This is a genomic window from Flavobacterium sp., from assembly GCF_027483985.1.
In the GTDB taxonomy this organism is placed as follows: domain Bacteria; phylum Bacteroidota; class Bacteroidia; order Flavobacteriales; family Flavobacteriaceae; genus Flavobacterium.
On sequence record NZ_JAIXTJ010000024.1, the window covers coordinates 96,199 to 109,532 of the forward strand.

Genomic DNA, 13,334 nt, shown 5'->3' on the forward strand with positions numbered 1-13,334 from the left:
TTTATTGCAATGACTTCAATTGAAACTACAACCGCTTTAGAACTTTATTTTCAACAATTTCGTGAGAATATTATCGGAATTGATCAAGAGTTTGAATCACCTTTTGGTAAGAAAAAAATTATTTATACCGATTGGACAGCAAGTGGTAGACTTTACAGACCAATTGAAGAGAAGTTAATGAATGAATTTGGACCATTTGTTGCTAATACACATACTGAAACTACTGTTTCCGGAACAGCAATGACAATGGCTTATCACGAAGCGAAGCATATTATTAAACATCACGTTAATGCCAACGAAGATGATATTTTAATCAATACTGGTACAGGAATGACCGGAGTTGTGAACAAATTTCAACGAATTCTTGGATTAAAGCTTCCCGAAAATATTAAAGAGTTTACTTCAATTCCAAAAGAGTTAAAACCAATTGTTTTTATTTCTCATATGGAACATCACTCTAATCAAACTTCTTGGCTAGAAACAATAGCTGATGTTGAAATTATTCCTGCAAATGAAGATGGTTTATTTTCTATTGAAAATTTAAAAATTTTATTAGACAAATATAAGGATAGAAATTTCAAAATTGCCTCTATCACATCGTGCTCTAATGTAACTGGAATCAAGACGCCATACCACGATGTTGCTAAAGTTATGCATCGAAATGGCGGTGTGTGTTTTGTTGATTTTGCTTGTTCTGGACCTTATGTTAACATCAATATGCACCCAGAAGATGCTGAAAGTTATCTTGACGCAATTTTCTTTTCTCCTCATAAATTTCTTGGCGGACCAGGAACATCAGGTGTACTGATTTTTAATAAAAATTTATATAAAAATAATGTTCCCGATTGTCCCGGCGGCGGAACTGTGAGTTGGACAAATCCTTGGGGTGAACATAAATATATTGACAATATTGAAGAAAGAGAAGATGGCGGAACACCTGGTTTTTTACAAGTTATCAAAACCGCGTTAGCCATTCAATTGAAAGAAAAAATGGGAGTCAAAAATATTTTAGATAGAGAACACGAAATTGTAGACTATATTTTTGATGACCTAAGTCAATTTGATAATATAAAAATTTTAGCCAAAGAACATCAAGATAGGTTAGGAGTAATTTCATTTTATATTGATGATTTACATTATAATTTAGGTGTGAAATTATTAAACGATCGCTTCGGAATTCAAACACGTGGCGGTTGCAGTTGCGCAGGTACTTATGGACATTTCCTTTTACACGTAGATAAAGAAACTTCTAGCGATTTAGTTTGTTTGATTACATCTGGTGATTTAATTCGGAAACCAGGTTGGATCAGAATGTCAATTCATCCAACAACTACTTCAGAAGAGATTAAGTATGTTTGTGATAGCATTAAAGAACTAGCACAACATCACAAAGAATGGGAAAGCGATTATGTTTACAACGGAAAAAATAATGAATTTGTTCACAAAAGAGCAACTTCATCCGAAAAAGAAATGGTCCATAGCTGGTTTACTATGTAAAATAAAAAAAAGCGATTATCAAATGACAAACGCTTTTTTTATGACAAATATTTTAATTTTGAACACTGAACACTGAACACTGAACACTGAACACTGAACACTGAACACTGAACACTGAACACTGAACACTGAACACTGAACACTATATCTTCACCGTCCAACCAAAAGTATCTTCAGCTAATTTGTATTGAATATTAGTTAAATCCTGTTTCAATTGCGAAGCAAATGATTTTTCAAGTTTTGGCAATTGGTATTCTGTTCCTTGATAAGCAAATGCTACAATTGGACTTACCACAGCAGCAGTTCCGGCTCCAAAAATTTCCTTTAAACTTCCATCTTGGGCTGCAGTAACAAGCTCATCTACTAAAACCGAACGAACTTCAACATTTAAACCATCACGCTTAGCAAGGTCTATCAAACTTTTTCTTGTCACACCATCCAAAATACGTTCACTTGTTGGAGCAGTATATAATGTATCATTAATTCGGATGAAAACATTCATTGTTCCAGCTTCTTCAAGTTTAGTATGGGTGGCATCGTCGGTCCAAATGATTTGTTGGTATCCTTTATCGTTGGCTAATTTTGTTGGATAAAATTGTGCAGAATAATTACCTGCGGCTTTAGCAGCACCAATTCCACCATTAGCTGCACGACTATAATGTTCGGCAATAATCACTTTTACTTCACCTGAATAATATGATTTTGCAGGTGAGAGAATAATCATAAAGCGATATTCATTGGAAGGTTGCGCGATAACTCCGTGACCTGTTGCAATCATAAAAGGACGTAAATATAAAGTATTTCCTAATCCTTTTTGAACCCATTTTCTATCTAAATCAACCACAGTTTTCAAACCTTCCATAAAGATATTTTCTGGAACTTCTGGCATTGCCATTCTTTTAGCCGACTTGTTAAAACGTTTTAAGTTTTCATCAGGGCGAAACAACCATACATCATCTTGTTCATCTTTGTAGGCTTTCATACCTTCAAAAATGGCTTGACCATAATGAAAAACTTTAGCAGACGGATCAATTAAAAAAGGTTCATAAGGCTGAATTACAGGTTTTTGCCAAGCACCATCTTTAAAATCGCAAACCAACATATGATCGGTGAAAATATTTCCAAAGGTTAAATTTTCAAAATCTACAGCGTCAATTTTTGAGGATGAGGCTTTAACTATATCGATTTCGATAGTGTTATTTAGAGTCATTAATTTGTATTTATTTTTCTATTATTCTCGTATAAACCTCACTATGAGAATATTATAAAAAAATATTAGATGTTATTTAGTTTTTGCTAAACTAATAAAAAAATGATTTGATTTGGTAATCCTTAAGAATTATTTATTCACTATTTATTGTTCTTATCAACTATTTAATTTTATGTTATAAATAGTGAAAAATTGCAATTATCTGCTTAATTTTGTTGGAAATAAATTAGAAATAAAACCAATTACATAAATTTAGAACTATGAAAAAATTCAGATTCCTTTTAGTCATAACTTTTTTATCAATCGGATTAAACCTTAATGCACAACAAACTGCAAAAAAAGTAAATTCTCAAACTACTTTAAACTCTAATGATTACGCTGCTTTCGGAGACAAGTTTGAATTAAAGAAAGTCATTACCAAAGAGCAAATGTTTAAAAAATACAAAAGCTTAAAAAAAGGTGATTCTGTTGCTGTTAAGTTCGTGACTAAAATCAATTCAGTTTGTAAAAAGAAAGGCTGTTGGATGAAACTTGATTTAGGTAATGGCGAATCTGCTTTTGTAAAATTTAAGGATTATGCATTTTTCGTACCACTTAATGCTGACGGAAGTGATGTAGTTGTTAATGGTACTGCTTTTATTGATGTAGTGTCAGTAGATGAATTAAAACATTACGCCAAAGATGCTGGTAAATCTCAAGCGGAAATCAATAAAATCAAAAAGCCTGAAATTACCTATTCATTCACTGCTACAGGTGTTTTTATAAAAAAGTAAAACTAATTTAATGAAGAAGTTTTTTATAGTTTTAGTTTCGCTCGTTGTTTTAAGTTCTTGTCAAAAGAAAGAGGAAGTTTCGGCTAATATAAAGAAAGATACTACCGAAGTTTGCACTACCAAAGAAAAGAAATTTGAGATGTATGAAATGTCTGAAATGGCTTCGCTTATGGAACAAATGTATGCTCATAACCAACAGTTGCGATTGCGAATCAAAAAGGGCGATACAGTTGGAACGTTTCCCAAATTTTTCAATAAAATTTATACTGCTAAGATGACCTCGCCAAGTGATAATGATGCTTTTTTTAAAGAAAATGCTAAAAAGTTCATAGGCGCTCAACAAATAATTTATACGGATACTAAAAATCTGAAAGAGAATTTTAACAAAGGTGTTGATGCTTGTATAGCTTGTCATAAATCGAAATGCGGTGGACCAATTCCTAGAATTAAGAAATTATATATTAAATAATTTTGAAACGCGAAATCTTAACCACAAAAGACGGATCTACGACCATTCATTTACCTGATTGGGATGAAAGTTATCATTCAAAACACGGTGCAATTCAAGAAGCCTACCACGTTTTCATCAAAAGCGGATTTTCTTTGTTTGAACAAAATAAACTTTCCATATTAGAAATAGGATTTGGTACAGGATTAAATGCTTTTATAACCTATTTAGAAGCTCAAAAAAGTACTAAATCTATTGATTACGTTGGAGTAGAAGCTTATCCGGTTGCTGCGGAGGAAGCTTTGCAAATGAATTATGTATCCGAATTAAATGCTAGCAATGAACTTGAGATATTCAATTCAATGCACAGTACCGATTGGGAAACAAGATGTTTAATTGCTTCAGAATTTTATCTTACTAAAAGAAAGCAGTTTTTTCAAGACATAACCGACGAAAATGCCTTCGATTTAATTTATTTTGATGCCTTCGGATTTAGAGTGCAACCCGAATTGTGGTCTTTTGAAATTTTTCAGAAAATGTATAAAGCACTTAAACTAAATGGTGTTTTAGTAACTTATGCTTGTCGTTCATCAATAAAAAATGCTATGATTGAGTGTGGTTTTAAAGTCGAAAAGCTTCCTGGCGCACCTGGAAAAAGAGAAATGTTGCGAGCTATCAAAATTTAACTTTTTATTTTCGGCTTGCTTTTTAAAATTAAGTAAATTTGAAAATACTAAAAATTACAATTTTACGTTCTTATTAAATCAGAGATTTAAAAGTCTAACCAAATTCATCTACAAATTATGTCAAGATTGATTTATGACTACACTAAATCGGTGTTAGAAAGAGTTAGCTTTGATGCTAAACTTTTTTGCAAAGAATTAGATAAAGCAGTCAGAGTGCTTTTACCTTATGAAGTCGAACAACTAACAGAATGGTTGCTCAATTTCACTAAAGAAAAGCCAGAATTAAGGCAATGTTTACTGATTATCAACAAATAAAACTAAAAGGAACTTAAACGGTTCCTTTTTTTATGGCATTTATTTTATTTGTAAGATAAATTATATATTTTATGGCAAATTTTTTATTATAACGATAAAATTTGCACTTTATCGATAAATTTCCGAGTTTTTTCTTTGTGGTTTATAAAAAAGATTTTACTTTTACTTAACGTTTTTGCCCTAAAACTAAAAATAAACTTAACCTAAACTTAAACCCTATGCCAAGAATGATTTATGATTACACTAAATCAGAATTAGAGAGTGTAAGTGTTGACCCAAATCGATTTAAACGAAAATTGAAAAAAGCAGTGAACAGTTTATTACCTTATGAGATTGACTTATTGCAAAATTGGTTGTCTTATTTCACGATAAACAAACCACACTTAAAAGATTGTTTGTCAGAATTCGAATCTAACAAAAAAGGAGTTTGCTAACTCCTTTTTTTATTTATTGGCTTTTGGACTAATTATTTCCACATTTTGAAAGGCAATTGCTCCTTTAACAACACCAGAAATTGTGGAACGTAAGGCATCAATTATGTGAATTTTAAGTTCGTTTTTTGGATAAATCAAGCTTACTTCTCTTGCAGGTTTTGGTTCTTTAAATTGGCGAAGTTTTATTTGATCTTTTTCTTTCAAATCTAATGTATGCAAATAGGGAAGCAAAGTTGTTCCTAATCCTTCATCGGCTAATTTAATCAAGGTTTCAAAACTTCCGCTTTCAATTTGAAAATGATTTTGTTCAGAATTTTTGTTGTTTTTGCACAAGTTTAGCACACTATCTCTAAAACAATGACCGTCTTGTAATAGTAGAATTTCATCTAAATTTAAATCACCTATTTCAATTTCCTTTTTAGCGAAGTTTTCATTATTTTCGGGAATATACGCGACAAAAGGCTCGAAATATAAAACTACTTCTTTTATTTTTTCTTCGTGAAGTGGCGTTGCTGCAATAGCGGCATCTAAATGTCCATTGTTTAATTTAAAAATGATGTCTTCGGTATTCAACTCTTCAATGACCAAATTAATTTTTGGATATTTTTTAATAAAATTTTTCAAAAACATAGGTAAAAGAGTGGGCATTATGGTTGGAATTATTCCCAATCTAAATTCGCCACCGATAAACCCTTTTTGTTGGTGAACAATGTCTTGAATACGATCTGCTTCGTTAACTATATTTTTAGCTTGATTAACAATTTTTTGACCAATTTCTGTTAACTGAATTGGTTTTTTACTTCGGTCAAATATTTGAATGTCAAGTTCGTCTTCTACTTTTTGAATTTGCATACTTAAAGTAGGTTGCGTTACAAAACATTTTTCAGCTGCTAAAGTGAAATTTTTGTGTTCTGCTACTGCCAAAACGTATTGAAGTTGTGTAATTGTCATTTTATAGTAAAATTTGATGCAAATATAAAAACTATCAATTTAATTTATGCCATTGAATGTAATTAATGCGTAAATTTGATTCAAATAAATATAAAATGAAATTGAACACTTTAGGATTACCGTTAAAAGAAACAGAAGTTTTAGTAACTGAATTGAATATTTTGTTGGCTAATTTTCAAGTTTATTATCAAAATTTAAGAGGATTACATTGGAATATTCGCGGAAAACGTTTTTTCGATTTGCACGTAAAATTTGAAGAATTATATAATGATAGTCAACTAAAAATTGATTTAATAGCTGAGCGTGTTTTAACCTTAGGAGGAACACCTTTGCATACTTTTGAAGATTATGTGAAGAACAGTAAATTGCCCATTGGTAAAAACATTCACAATGACGAAGAAGCTATTGTTTTAATTGTAAATTCGTTGTCTCATTTGTTAAAAATCGAACGAGTTATTTTAAGTCAATCAAGTGAAATTAATGATGAAGGTACAAACTCGATGATGAGTGATTTTATTTCAGAACAAGAAAAAACGATTTGGATGATGAGTGCTTGGTTAGAACAAGAAATTTAATCATTTTATTTGTTAAAAAATGTACAATAGCTTTCATTTTTCTATTTGAAAAGCTATTTTTGTTATATGAAGTCAGTAGCGAGTATTTTAATGTTTCTTTTTATTGCTTTTCTTTCAGCTCCTACAATTGTGACTTTGATAGAAAAGAGTACTGACGTATCTATGTTTTACAGTTTTTCTGAAGAAGAAATTAACAAAGATTTGAAAGAAATTAAAGCTGATTTAAGACAAAGTTATGATTATCCTTACACGGTGAAGACCGTTACTTTAGATACCAAAATTGTTTCCGAAAATTTATCTCGTCACGATGCAATCTTAGAAGAAATTTTTTCTCCGCCGCCAGAATTTATTTAATACATCTTTCTTAACTCCCGAATTGTTTGGGAACGTTTTATGTGTTTAATTTATTTATTGGTATGACTAAAAAAATCAATCTTTTTGCTAACTTAAAATCTGATTTTGCTTCAGGTTTGGTAGTTTTTCTTGTGGCTTTGCCACTGTGTCTCGGTATTGCGCTAGCAAGTGGAGCACCTCTATTTTCAGGTATTATTTCAGGCGTTATTGGCGGTATTGTTGTAGGCTACTTGAGTCAATCTCATCTAAGTGTTTCTGGACCAGCAGCAGGTTTAACAGCAATCGTCCTTACAGCAATCACTGATTTAGGTTCATTTAATTCTTTTCTGTTGGCTGTGTTAATTGCTGGAATTATTCAGTTAATTCTTGGATTTATTAAGGCAGGAACCATTTCCAATTATTTTCCAAATAATGTTATTGAAGGAATGCTTGCCGGTATTGGTGTAATCATTATTCTGAAACAAATTCCGCACGCTTTTGGTTATGATCCCGACTTTGAAGGCGATGAAGCTTTCTTTCAAATTGATGGTCAAAATTCATTTTCCGAACTTTTTCAAGTTGTAAATCACGTTCAGTTAGGTTCCATAATTATAGCCGTATTGTCGTTAACAATTTTAATTCTTTGGAACAAAGTAGCGTTTTTGAAGAAAATAAAATTAGTGCCACCAGCATTAATAGCTGTAATTGTGAGCATTCTGTTAAATGAATTTTTCATTCAATCAGGTAGTAATTTAGCAGTATTAAAAGAACATTTAGTTAGTTTGCCTGTACCAACATCTTTACAAGAATTTAAAAATATTATTGTAACTCCAGATTTTTCTGCGGTAACAAACACTAAAGTTTGGATTGTTGCTATCACGATTGCTGTAGTTGCTTCAATAGAAACCTTATTGTGCATCGAGGCTTCCGATAGAATGGATGCTTTAAAACGCTATACCAATACAAACGTTGAGTTGAAGGCACAAGGAATTGGTAATATACTAAGTTCACTTTTAGGAGGTTTACCTATGACATCAGTTGTGGTTAGAACCACTGCAAACAATAGTGCTGGTGCAAAATCTAAAATGTCTACTATCATTCACGGTGTACTTTTATTAGTAAGTGTTTTAGCAATTCCAACTATTTTGAATAAAATTCCTTTGGCAACATTGGCAGCAGTTTTATTGATGGTAGGTTATAAATTAGCAAATCCTGCAACGGTAAAGCATTTTTGGGAGAAAGGAAAATACCAATTTATTCCTTTTATTGCAACCTTTGCTGCTGTAGTTTTTACTGATTTATTGAAAGGTGTTGCGTTAGGAATGATAATTAGCGTAATATTTGTTTTAAAAGGAAATATGAAACGCGCCTATAATTTTAGAAAAGATGAATATCATGACGGTGATGTGATTCATATCGATTTGGCACAAGAGGTTTCTTTTTTGAATAAAGCTGCAATTAAAGAAACTATTGCTTCAATTCCGTCAAATTCTAAAGTTGTAATTAATGCTTCAGACACTGTTTATATTGCACACGACGTATTAGATTTGATAAAAGAATTTAAAAAAATAAGGTCAAAAGAAGAAAATATTAAAGTAAAATTAGTTGGTTTTAAAGAAGCCTATGATTTAGAGAATAGTGGAGAAGATGAAAAGCACGTTTTTGTCGCACCTAAAAAAGTTTAATAAAATAATATATAAAAAATGAAAGCACATAATAGAGAATCACAAGCGCAAATGACGCCGCAAAAAGCGTTAGATTATTTAAGAGAAGGAAATCAAAGATTTATTAGCAATTTAAAAGCTCATAGAGATTTATTAGAGCAAGCCAATGCTACAGTTGACGGGCAATGGCCGTTTGCAACTATCTTGAGTTGTATTGATAGTAGAACATCTGCTGAATTAATTTTTGATCAAGGTTTAGGCGATATTTTTTCAGTAAGAATCGCTGGTAATGTTGTAAATACTGATATTTTAGGAAGTATGGAATTTGCGTGCAAAGTAGCTGGTTCAAAACTTATTGTAGTTCTTGGACACACTTCATGTGGTGCAGTAAAAGGTGCTTGTGATCATGTTGAAATGGGTAATTTAACCGAGTTGTTGTCTAAAATTCAACCATCAGTTTATCAAGAAAATGAAACTACAACGGAAAGAAGTTCAAAAAATTCAACTTTCGTTGAAAATGTAGCTCAAATTAATGTAAAAAGAAATGTTAATAGTATTCTTGAACGTAGTCCAATCTTGAAACAAATGATTGATAACGGCGAAATAGGTATTGTTGGCGGTATGCACAATTTAGAAACTGGTGAAGTTACTTTTTATGATGATGCTTTATTCATCAATAACTAAAAACTAAAATTTTAATATTAAAAACCATTAATCAGTTAGATTGATGGTTTTTTTTTATATTTGATTACAATATAAATTATGAGCGAGTACTACAAAAAATTATTGGAGAACAATAAAAAATGGGTGGAGAGTCAATTGGCTCTTGATAAAGATTTTTTTAAAGATTTGGCAAAAGGTCAAAATCCACAATTGTTATGGATAGGTTGCTCTGATAGTCGCGTGCCTGCCAATGAAATTGTTGGAGGAAAACCCGGAGATGTTTTTGTACACAGAAATATTGCTAATATGGTTGTGCATAGTGATATGAACATGTTAAGTGTGTTAGATTATGCTGTGAATGTACTTAAGGTGAAACACGTAATTGTGTGTGGTCATTATGGTTGTGGTGGTGTAAAAGCTGCGATGGAAAACAATTCTATCGGAATCATTGACAATTGGATTCGACACATTAAAGATGTCTATCGATTGCACAAAAATGAACTAGACAGGATAGAAAATATTGACAATAGATTCAACTCTTTTGTTGAAATAAATGTAAAAGAGCAAGTGTTAGATTTAGCTAAAACATCAATTGTTCAAGCCGCTTGGCAAAAAGGACAAGATTTAAATTTGCACGGTTGGGTTTATGGTTTAAATGATGGTTATGTAACCGATTTAGGTGTTAACTACAGCTCAAATAATGATTTAGATGAAGTACATCAGTTGTATTTTGGAATTTAATCTTCTAAATTTTCATTAAATGAAGAAGGTAGCAATTGCGGAATAAATTTTATTAAAATAGGCAGTAACAAACCACCACCAGGCAGTAAAAAAATAGTTAATGACGGAATGCTTTTGCAAATGTCTAACAGTTGTTTTTTTACTTTCTTTTTTTCTTCTAGACTCAAATCTTTTCGGGTAGATTTTGCCAAAAGTTGCATTAACTCTTTACTTTGTGAAATCTCTTTTACTAAACGTTTTTGATTTCTTTTAATTAATACTTGAACGCCAGTAGTAGTTTGGTCATAAAAGTGTTTAACCGGATTAGAGTAGTTAAAATATTGAATATCAGATTTGTATTTAGTAATGAAATCATTTGTTTGGTTCACGCTTTCTAATACAAATTCATTTGAAACCGTCATAGTTTCAGCTAGTTTTTGAAGGAAATACACTTCGTCAATTTCAACTTTACCATCATTCCATAATGAAATTCCGGCTAGGTCTAAAAGGTAGAGTTTTTCTAAATCACTTTTAAAATAATCTAAATTCAACTCTTCTAAATTTTGAATATTTACTTTAGAAAACTTGGTATATCTTACAGATGCTTCAAATAGTTTTATCAATAAATCATCGTGTTGCGATTTGAAGGTTTTGATTTTTAAGGCAAGTGAAACAATACTCATAATGGTTTCTTCCATTTTTTTGAGGTATTTTTCTGGAATTGTACCTTGTTCTAAAAACTTTTGAAAGGCTAAAACATCTACAAATAATAACGCATTGGTTACAATATGCGAGAAGTTTTTACTGATAATGTCTTTATTCGTCTGAACACGTTCATTGATGTAACTTTCTAGTTTTGTGCTTGGTGAAGGCGTAATGATTTTGTCAAATAAAACAAATCCTTTCGGAGTCATTTCTTTATAGAAAGCGACCGTTTTTATGATAAAATCATCTAGACTTTGCTGTTGAATTGTAAATTGATACACATTAAGAAGGGTTGTGAGCAATGCAATTTTAGAAATTTCATCCGATTTCCATTGTGCTATATCAATTGTTTTGTTGGAATTTATGGCTATGATGTGACCATAAATAAATCCTGTTTTCCGAATGTTTTTGTAAAACGAAATGGCATCAATAGGAGTAAAGTCGAACAAGGTGTTTTGTTCTAAAAAATATTTGTCAATCCAACCATTTGCCGATGGGTTTATCATAGCTTAATTTCGATTTGCAAAGCTATGTAAAATTAAGAAAGTTTAAGTTTTTAAATGTTAAGAATTTAAGGTCTAGATTTAAAGTTTTGTGCACAAAGTTGAATTATTTCAGCGATTCTTAATTCGCGTGTTGTAGTTCTTTTTGCTTGATTTAACCAATACAAATAGCTTTTCCGATAAGATGGACTAAAGTTTAGATAGTTTTCATAAGCCGAAATATTGTTTTCAAAAGCTTGCCTCAAATCATCTGGAATTTCTAAATTTTCGACACTATCGAGTGATTCCCAAGAGCCATTTTGTTTTGCAATTTCAATTTTTTTCAAGCCACTTTCGTGCATCAAATTTTGTGCAATTAGGTTTTCTATGTACGTTTTGTTGAGTTTGCTCCAAACGCTTTTATCTTTTCGAGGCGTAAAAACTTGTTTTCTTCTCTCTTCATCTATTTTTCTTACCGTTGAATCAATCCAGCCATAACAAATTGCCACTTGAACCGCTTCTTCCCAGCGCATACTTTCAATTTCACTTGTTACCTTGTAAAAAATTAAATAAACACCATTAGAAATATCGTGGTTTTCGTGTAACCAGTCACGCCATTCTTGTGCATTTTTGAAATATAAATGTGGTTTCTCTTTCATATTGAAATGCAAAAGACACAAAAAAATGTTTGATAAACAAATTTTTGTGTCTTTTCACTAAAGTAGAAAATTTATTTTATTATTCCCGAACAGGCTACTCTTCCTCCAGCGTTTCCTGTTGGTTGTGTTGTGAAATCATCTGGATTTGCGTGAACAATTAAACCTTTATTCAAGACGTCTTTGGTAGCATCACCGCAACCAATACACCATTCGTCCGTTTTTAGTGTGATGGTTCCATTTCCGTTTTCATCGGCTGTAAAGTTGCCAATATCGCCTTTGTGGTGTTCGGCATCAGTCCATTTTCCGTGTTTTTTAAATGTCGGATTCCAATGTCCACCTGCCGACGAAGCATCTGCTGTTGAGCAATCTGATTTTTCGTGAATATGAATGGCGTGTACACCTGGTTTTAAGCCGCTCATTTTAGCTTCAAAGGTTACTATTCCGTTCTTTTCAGAAAATGTTGCCGTGCCGTTTACAGTGCTTCCGCTTTTAGGTTCTAAATTGATTGTTAGACGATTTGAAGCGTTATCTGTACCCGATTTGCAGGCTGCGATTATTACAATTGTAATAATTGAAAGTAGGATTAACTTTTTATTCATAGCTGTTATGTTTAGAAACTCATTTTTGAGTAATCCAAATTTACGAATAAATGGCTGTTTTCAATTTAAATTTATCTTAAAAAAAATCACATAGGTTTTTTTGGAAGTTCTTTTGTTTTCATTTCGGATACTTTACCTTCCGAATTGATAGTTACATATAATTCGCGTTCGAAATATTTTTTTTCAAAGTTGATTTTATATCTAAAAAACAGGTCTTGAGTTTCGTTGTCTTGTGTAACTTCAAGTAGTTGTAAGTCAATAAATTTGCCGTTTCTAACTAAAATCTTTTGACAGGTTTTTGTTATTTTTTCGACTGTTGCATTTTGTATTACTTTGTCAGTTGCTTCCTCTTTCGTAAATACTTTGAATCTAGACGAATTGCATGCATCTAGTAGTCGTCTTCCTAAGGTGTAAGCACGTGTCATTTTTTGATTATTGACGTCCTTCAAGTCTATTTTTTCAAATCTTGATTTTTCTTCGACTAGTATTGCTGTTTCGGTGGTTGTATTTAGAGGCTTTTTAGTTTTACAACCAACGACTAGTATTATTAAAAATAGATATAGTATTGTTCTCATTATATTTTAACTTACAAAAATGCTTTTTATTATGTAGGAAAGTCA

The 13,334-nt window shown here is 31.6% G+C and carries 17 protein-coding genes; 11 read left to right on the forward strand and 6 right to left on the reverse strand.

Translation table 11 applies throughout. The features are described 5' to 3' along the window. Nucleotides 1–9 precede the first annotated feature (9 nt). Complete coding sequence (locus Q0050_RS06120) at nt 10–1,497, forward strand: aminotransferase class V-fold PLP-dependent enzyme (protein WP_298393347.1); 1,488 nt, start codon at nt 10–12, stop codon at nt 1,495–1,497. Between the two features lie 142 nt (nt 1,498–1,639). Here the strand turns inward: Q0050_RS06120 and Q0050_RS06125 are convergent, their stop codons facing one another. Beyond that, complete coding sequence (locus Q0050_RS06125; RefSeq protein ID WP_298393349.1) at nt 1,640–2,707, reverse strand: branched-chain amino acid aminotransferase; 1,068 nt, start codon at nt 2,705–2,707, stop codon at nt 1,640–1,642. A 260-nt stretch (nt 2,708–2,967) separates the two neighbouring features. Between Q0050_RS06125 and Q0050_RS06130 the strand changes: the two genes are divergently transcribed. The 5 genes from Q0050_RS06130 to Q0050_RS06150 all read left to right on the forward strand — a co-directional run bounded on the left by Q0050_RS06130 (nt 2,968) and on the right by Q0050_RS06150 (nt 5,363). After that, nucleotides 2,968–3,480: a DUF4920 domain-containing protein gene (locus Q0050_RS06130; RefSeq protein WP_298393351.1), complete on the forward strand. Its 513-nt coding sequence runs from the start codon at nt 2,968–2,970 to the stop codon at nt 3,478–3,480. Nucleotides 3,481–3,490: 10 nt separating this feature from the next. Continuing rightward, complete coding sequence (locus tag Q0050_RS06135) at nt 3,491–3,949, forward strand: lipoprotein (protein WP_298393353.1); 459 nt, start codon at nt 3,491–3,493, stop codon at nt 3,947–3,949. 2 nt (nt 3,950–3,951) lie between these two features. Then, nucleotides 3,952–4,614 carry a tRNA (5-methylaminomethyl-2-thiouridine)(34)-methyltransferase MnmD gene (gene mnmD / locus Q0050_RS06140; protein ID WP_298393354.1) on the forward strand — a complete coding sequence of 221 codons (663 nt, stop codon included), beginning with the start codon at nt 3,952–3,954 and terminating at the stop codon, nt 4,612–4,614. A gap of 117 nt (nt 4,615–4,731) precedes the next feature. Beyond that, nucleotides 4,732–4,929: a hypothetical protein gene (locus Q0050_RS06145; protein ID WP_298393356.1), complete on the forward strand. Its 198-nt coding sequence runs from the start codon at nt 4,732–4,734 to the stop codon at nt 4,927–4,929. Between the two features lie 218 nt (nt 4,930–5,147). After that, entirely contained in the window at nt 5,148–5,363 is a 216-nt protein-coding gene (locus Q0050_RS06150) for a hypothetical protein (RefSeq protein WP_298393358.1), read from the forward strand. Nucleotides 5,364–5,372: 9 nt separating this feature from the next. Here the strand turns inward: Q0050_RS06150 and Q0050_RS06155 are convergent, their stop codons facing one another. Then, complete coding sequence (locus Q0050_RS06155; protein WP_298393360.1) at nt 5,373–6,314, reverse strand: LysR substrate-binding domain-containing protein; 942 nt, start codon at nt 6,312–6,314, stop codon at nt 5,373–5,375. A gap of 95 nt (nt 6,315–6,409) precedes the next feature. Here Q0050_RS06155 and Q0050_RS06160 point away from each other — a divergent pair, with 95 nt between their 5' ends. The 5 genes from Q0050_RS06160 to can all read left to right on the forward strand — a co-directional run bounded on the left by Q0050_RS06160 (nt 6,410) and on the right by can (nt 10,290). Beyond that, nucleotides 6,410–6,889: a Dps family protein gene (locus Q0050_RS06160; protein ID WP_298393362.1), complete on the forward strand. Its 480-nt coding sequence runs from the start codon at nt 6,410–6,412 to the stop codon at nt 6,887–6,889. Between the two features lie 66 nt (nt 6,890–6,955). Next, nucleotides 6,956–7,243: a hypothetical protein gene (locus tag Q0050_RS06165; protein ID WP_298393364.1), complete on the forward strand. Its 288-nt coding sequence runs from the start codon at nt 6,956–6,958 to the stop codon at nt 7,241–7,243. Between the two features lie 62 nt (nt 7,244–7,305). Further along, nucleotides 7,306–8,907 carry a SulP family inorganic anion transporter gene (locus Q0050_RS06170; RefSeq protein ID WP_298393366.1) on the forward strand — a complete coding sequence of 534 codons (1,602 nt, stop codon included), beginning with the start codon at nt 7,306–7,308 and terminating at the stop codon, nt 8,905–8,907. Between the two features lie 18 nt (nt 8,908–8,925). Continuing rightward, on the forward strand, nt 8,926–9,570 hold the full coding sequence (locus Q0050_RS06175) for a carbonic anhydrase family protein (protein ID WP_298393369.1): 645 nt from the start codon (nt 8,926–8,928) through the stop codon (nt 9,568–9,570). A gap of 78 nt (nt 9,571–9,648) precedes the next feature. Then, on the forward strand, nt 9,649–10,290 hold the full coding sequence (gene can, locus Q0050_RS06180) for a carbonate dehydratase (protein ID WP_298393371.1): 642 nt from the start codon (nt 9,649–9,651) through the stop codon (nt 10,288–10,290). Here can and Q0050_RS06185 read toward each other — a convergent pair. From Q0050_RS06185 to Q0050_RS06200, 4 genes are all read right to left on the reverse strand, one after another. Continuing rightward, a complete protein-coding gene (locus tag Q0050_RS06185; RefSeq protein ID WP_298393373.1) occupies nt 10,287–11,480 on the reverse strand; it encodes an LETM1-related biofilm-associated protein in 1,194 nt (397 codons plus the stop codon). The genes can and Q0050_RS06185 overlap by 4 nt on opposite strands. Before the next feature lie 65 nt (nt 11,481–11,545). Then, nucleotides 11,546–12,115 (reverse strand): YdeI family protein, encoded by a 570-nt coding sequence (locus tag Q0050_RS06190; protein WP_298393375.1) that lies wholly within the window; start codon nt 12,113–12,115, stop codon nt 11,546–11,548. A 71-nt stretch (nt 12,116–12,186) separates the two neighbouring features. Further along, complete coding sequence (locus tag Q0050_RS06195) at nt 12,187–12,714, reverse strand: superoxide dismutase family protein (protein WP_298393377.1); 528 nt, start codon at nt 12,712–12,714, stop codon at nt 12,187–12,189. An 86-nt stretch (nt 12,715–12,800) separates the two neighbouring features. Continuing rightward, entirely contained in the window at nt 12,801–13,289 is a 489-nt protein-coding gene (locus Q0050_RS06200) for a hypothetical protein (protein WP_298393379.1), read from the reverse strand. Nucleotides 13,290–13,334 lie beyond the last annotated feature (45 nt).

Bases quoted from the DNA above. Each gene is read 5' to 3' on its own strand.
- Q0050_RS06120 (WP_298393347.1), top strand. From the start codon at position 10: ATGACTTCAATTGAAACTACAACCGCTTTAGAACTTTATTTTCAACAA.
- Q0050_RS06125 (WP_298393349.1), bottom strand. From the start codon at position 2,707: ATGACTCTAAATAACACTATCGAAATCGATATAGTTAAAGCCTCATCC.
- Q0050_RS06130 (WP_298393351.1), top strand. From the start codon at position 2,968: ATGAAAAAATTCAGATTCCTTTTAGTCATAACTTTTTTATCAATCGGA.
- Q0050_RS06135 (WP_298393353.1), top strand. From the start codon at position 3,491: ATGAAGAAGTTTTTTATAGTTTTAGTTTCGCTCGTTGTTTTAAGTTCT.
- Q0050_RS06145 (WP_298393356.1), top strand. From the start codon at position 4,732: ATGTCAAGATTGATTTATGACTACACTAAATCGGTGTTAGAAAGAGTT.
- Q0050_RS06150 (WP_298393358.1), top strand. From the start codon at position 5,148: ATGCCAAGAATGATTTATGATTACACTAAATCAGAATTAGAGAGTGTA.
- Q0050_RS06155 (WP_298393360.1), bottom strand. From the start codon at position 6,314: ATGACAATTACACAACTTCAATACGTTTTGGCAGTAGCAGAACACAAA.
- Q0050_RS06160 (WP_298393362.1), top strand. From the start codon at position 6,410: ATGAAATTGAACACTTTAGGATTACCGTTAAAAGAAACAGAAGTTTTA.
- Q0050_RS06165 (WP_298393364.1), top strand. From the start codon at position 6,956: ATGAAGTCAGTAGCGAGTATTTTAATGTTTCTTTTTATTGCTTTTCTT.
- Q0050_RS06170 (WP_298393366.1), top strand. From the start codon at position 7,306: ATGACTAAAAAAATCAATCTTTTTGCTAACTTAAAATCTGATTTTGCT.
- Q0050_RS06175 (WP_298393369.1), top strand. From the start codon at position 8,926: ATGAAAGCACATAATAGAGAATCACAAGCGCAAATGACGCCGCAAAAA.
- can (WP_298393371.1), top strand. From the start codon at position 9,649: ATGAGCGAGTACTACAAAAAATTATTGGAGAACAATAAAAAATGGGTG.
- Q0050_RS06185 (WP_298393373.1), bottom strand. From the start codon at position 11,480: ATGATAAACCCATCGGCAAATGGTTGGATTGACAAATATTTTTTAGAA.
- Q0050_RS06190 (WP_298393375.1), bottom strand. From the start codon at position 12,115: ATGAAAGAGAAACCACATTTATATTTCAAAAATGCACAAGAATGGCGT.
- Q0050_RS06195 (WP_298393377.1), bottom strand. From the start codon at position 12,714: ATGAATAAAAAGTTAATCCTACTTTCAATTATTACAATTGTAATAATC.
- Q0050_RS06200 (WP_298393379.1), bottom strand. From the start codon at position 13,289: ATGAGAACAATACTATATCTATTTTTAATAATACTAGTCGTTGGTTGT.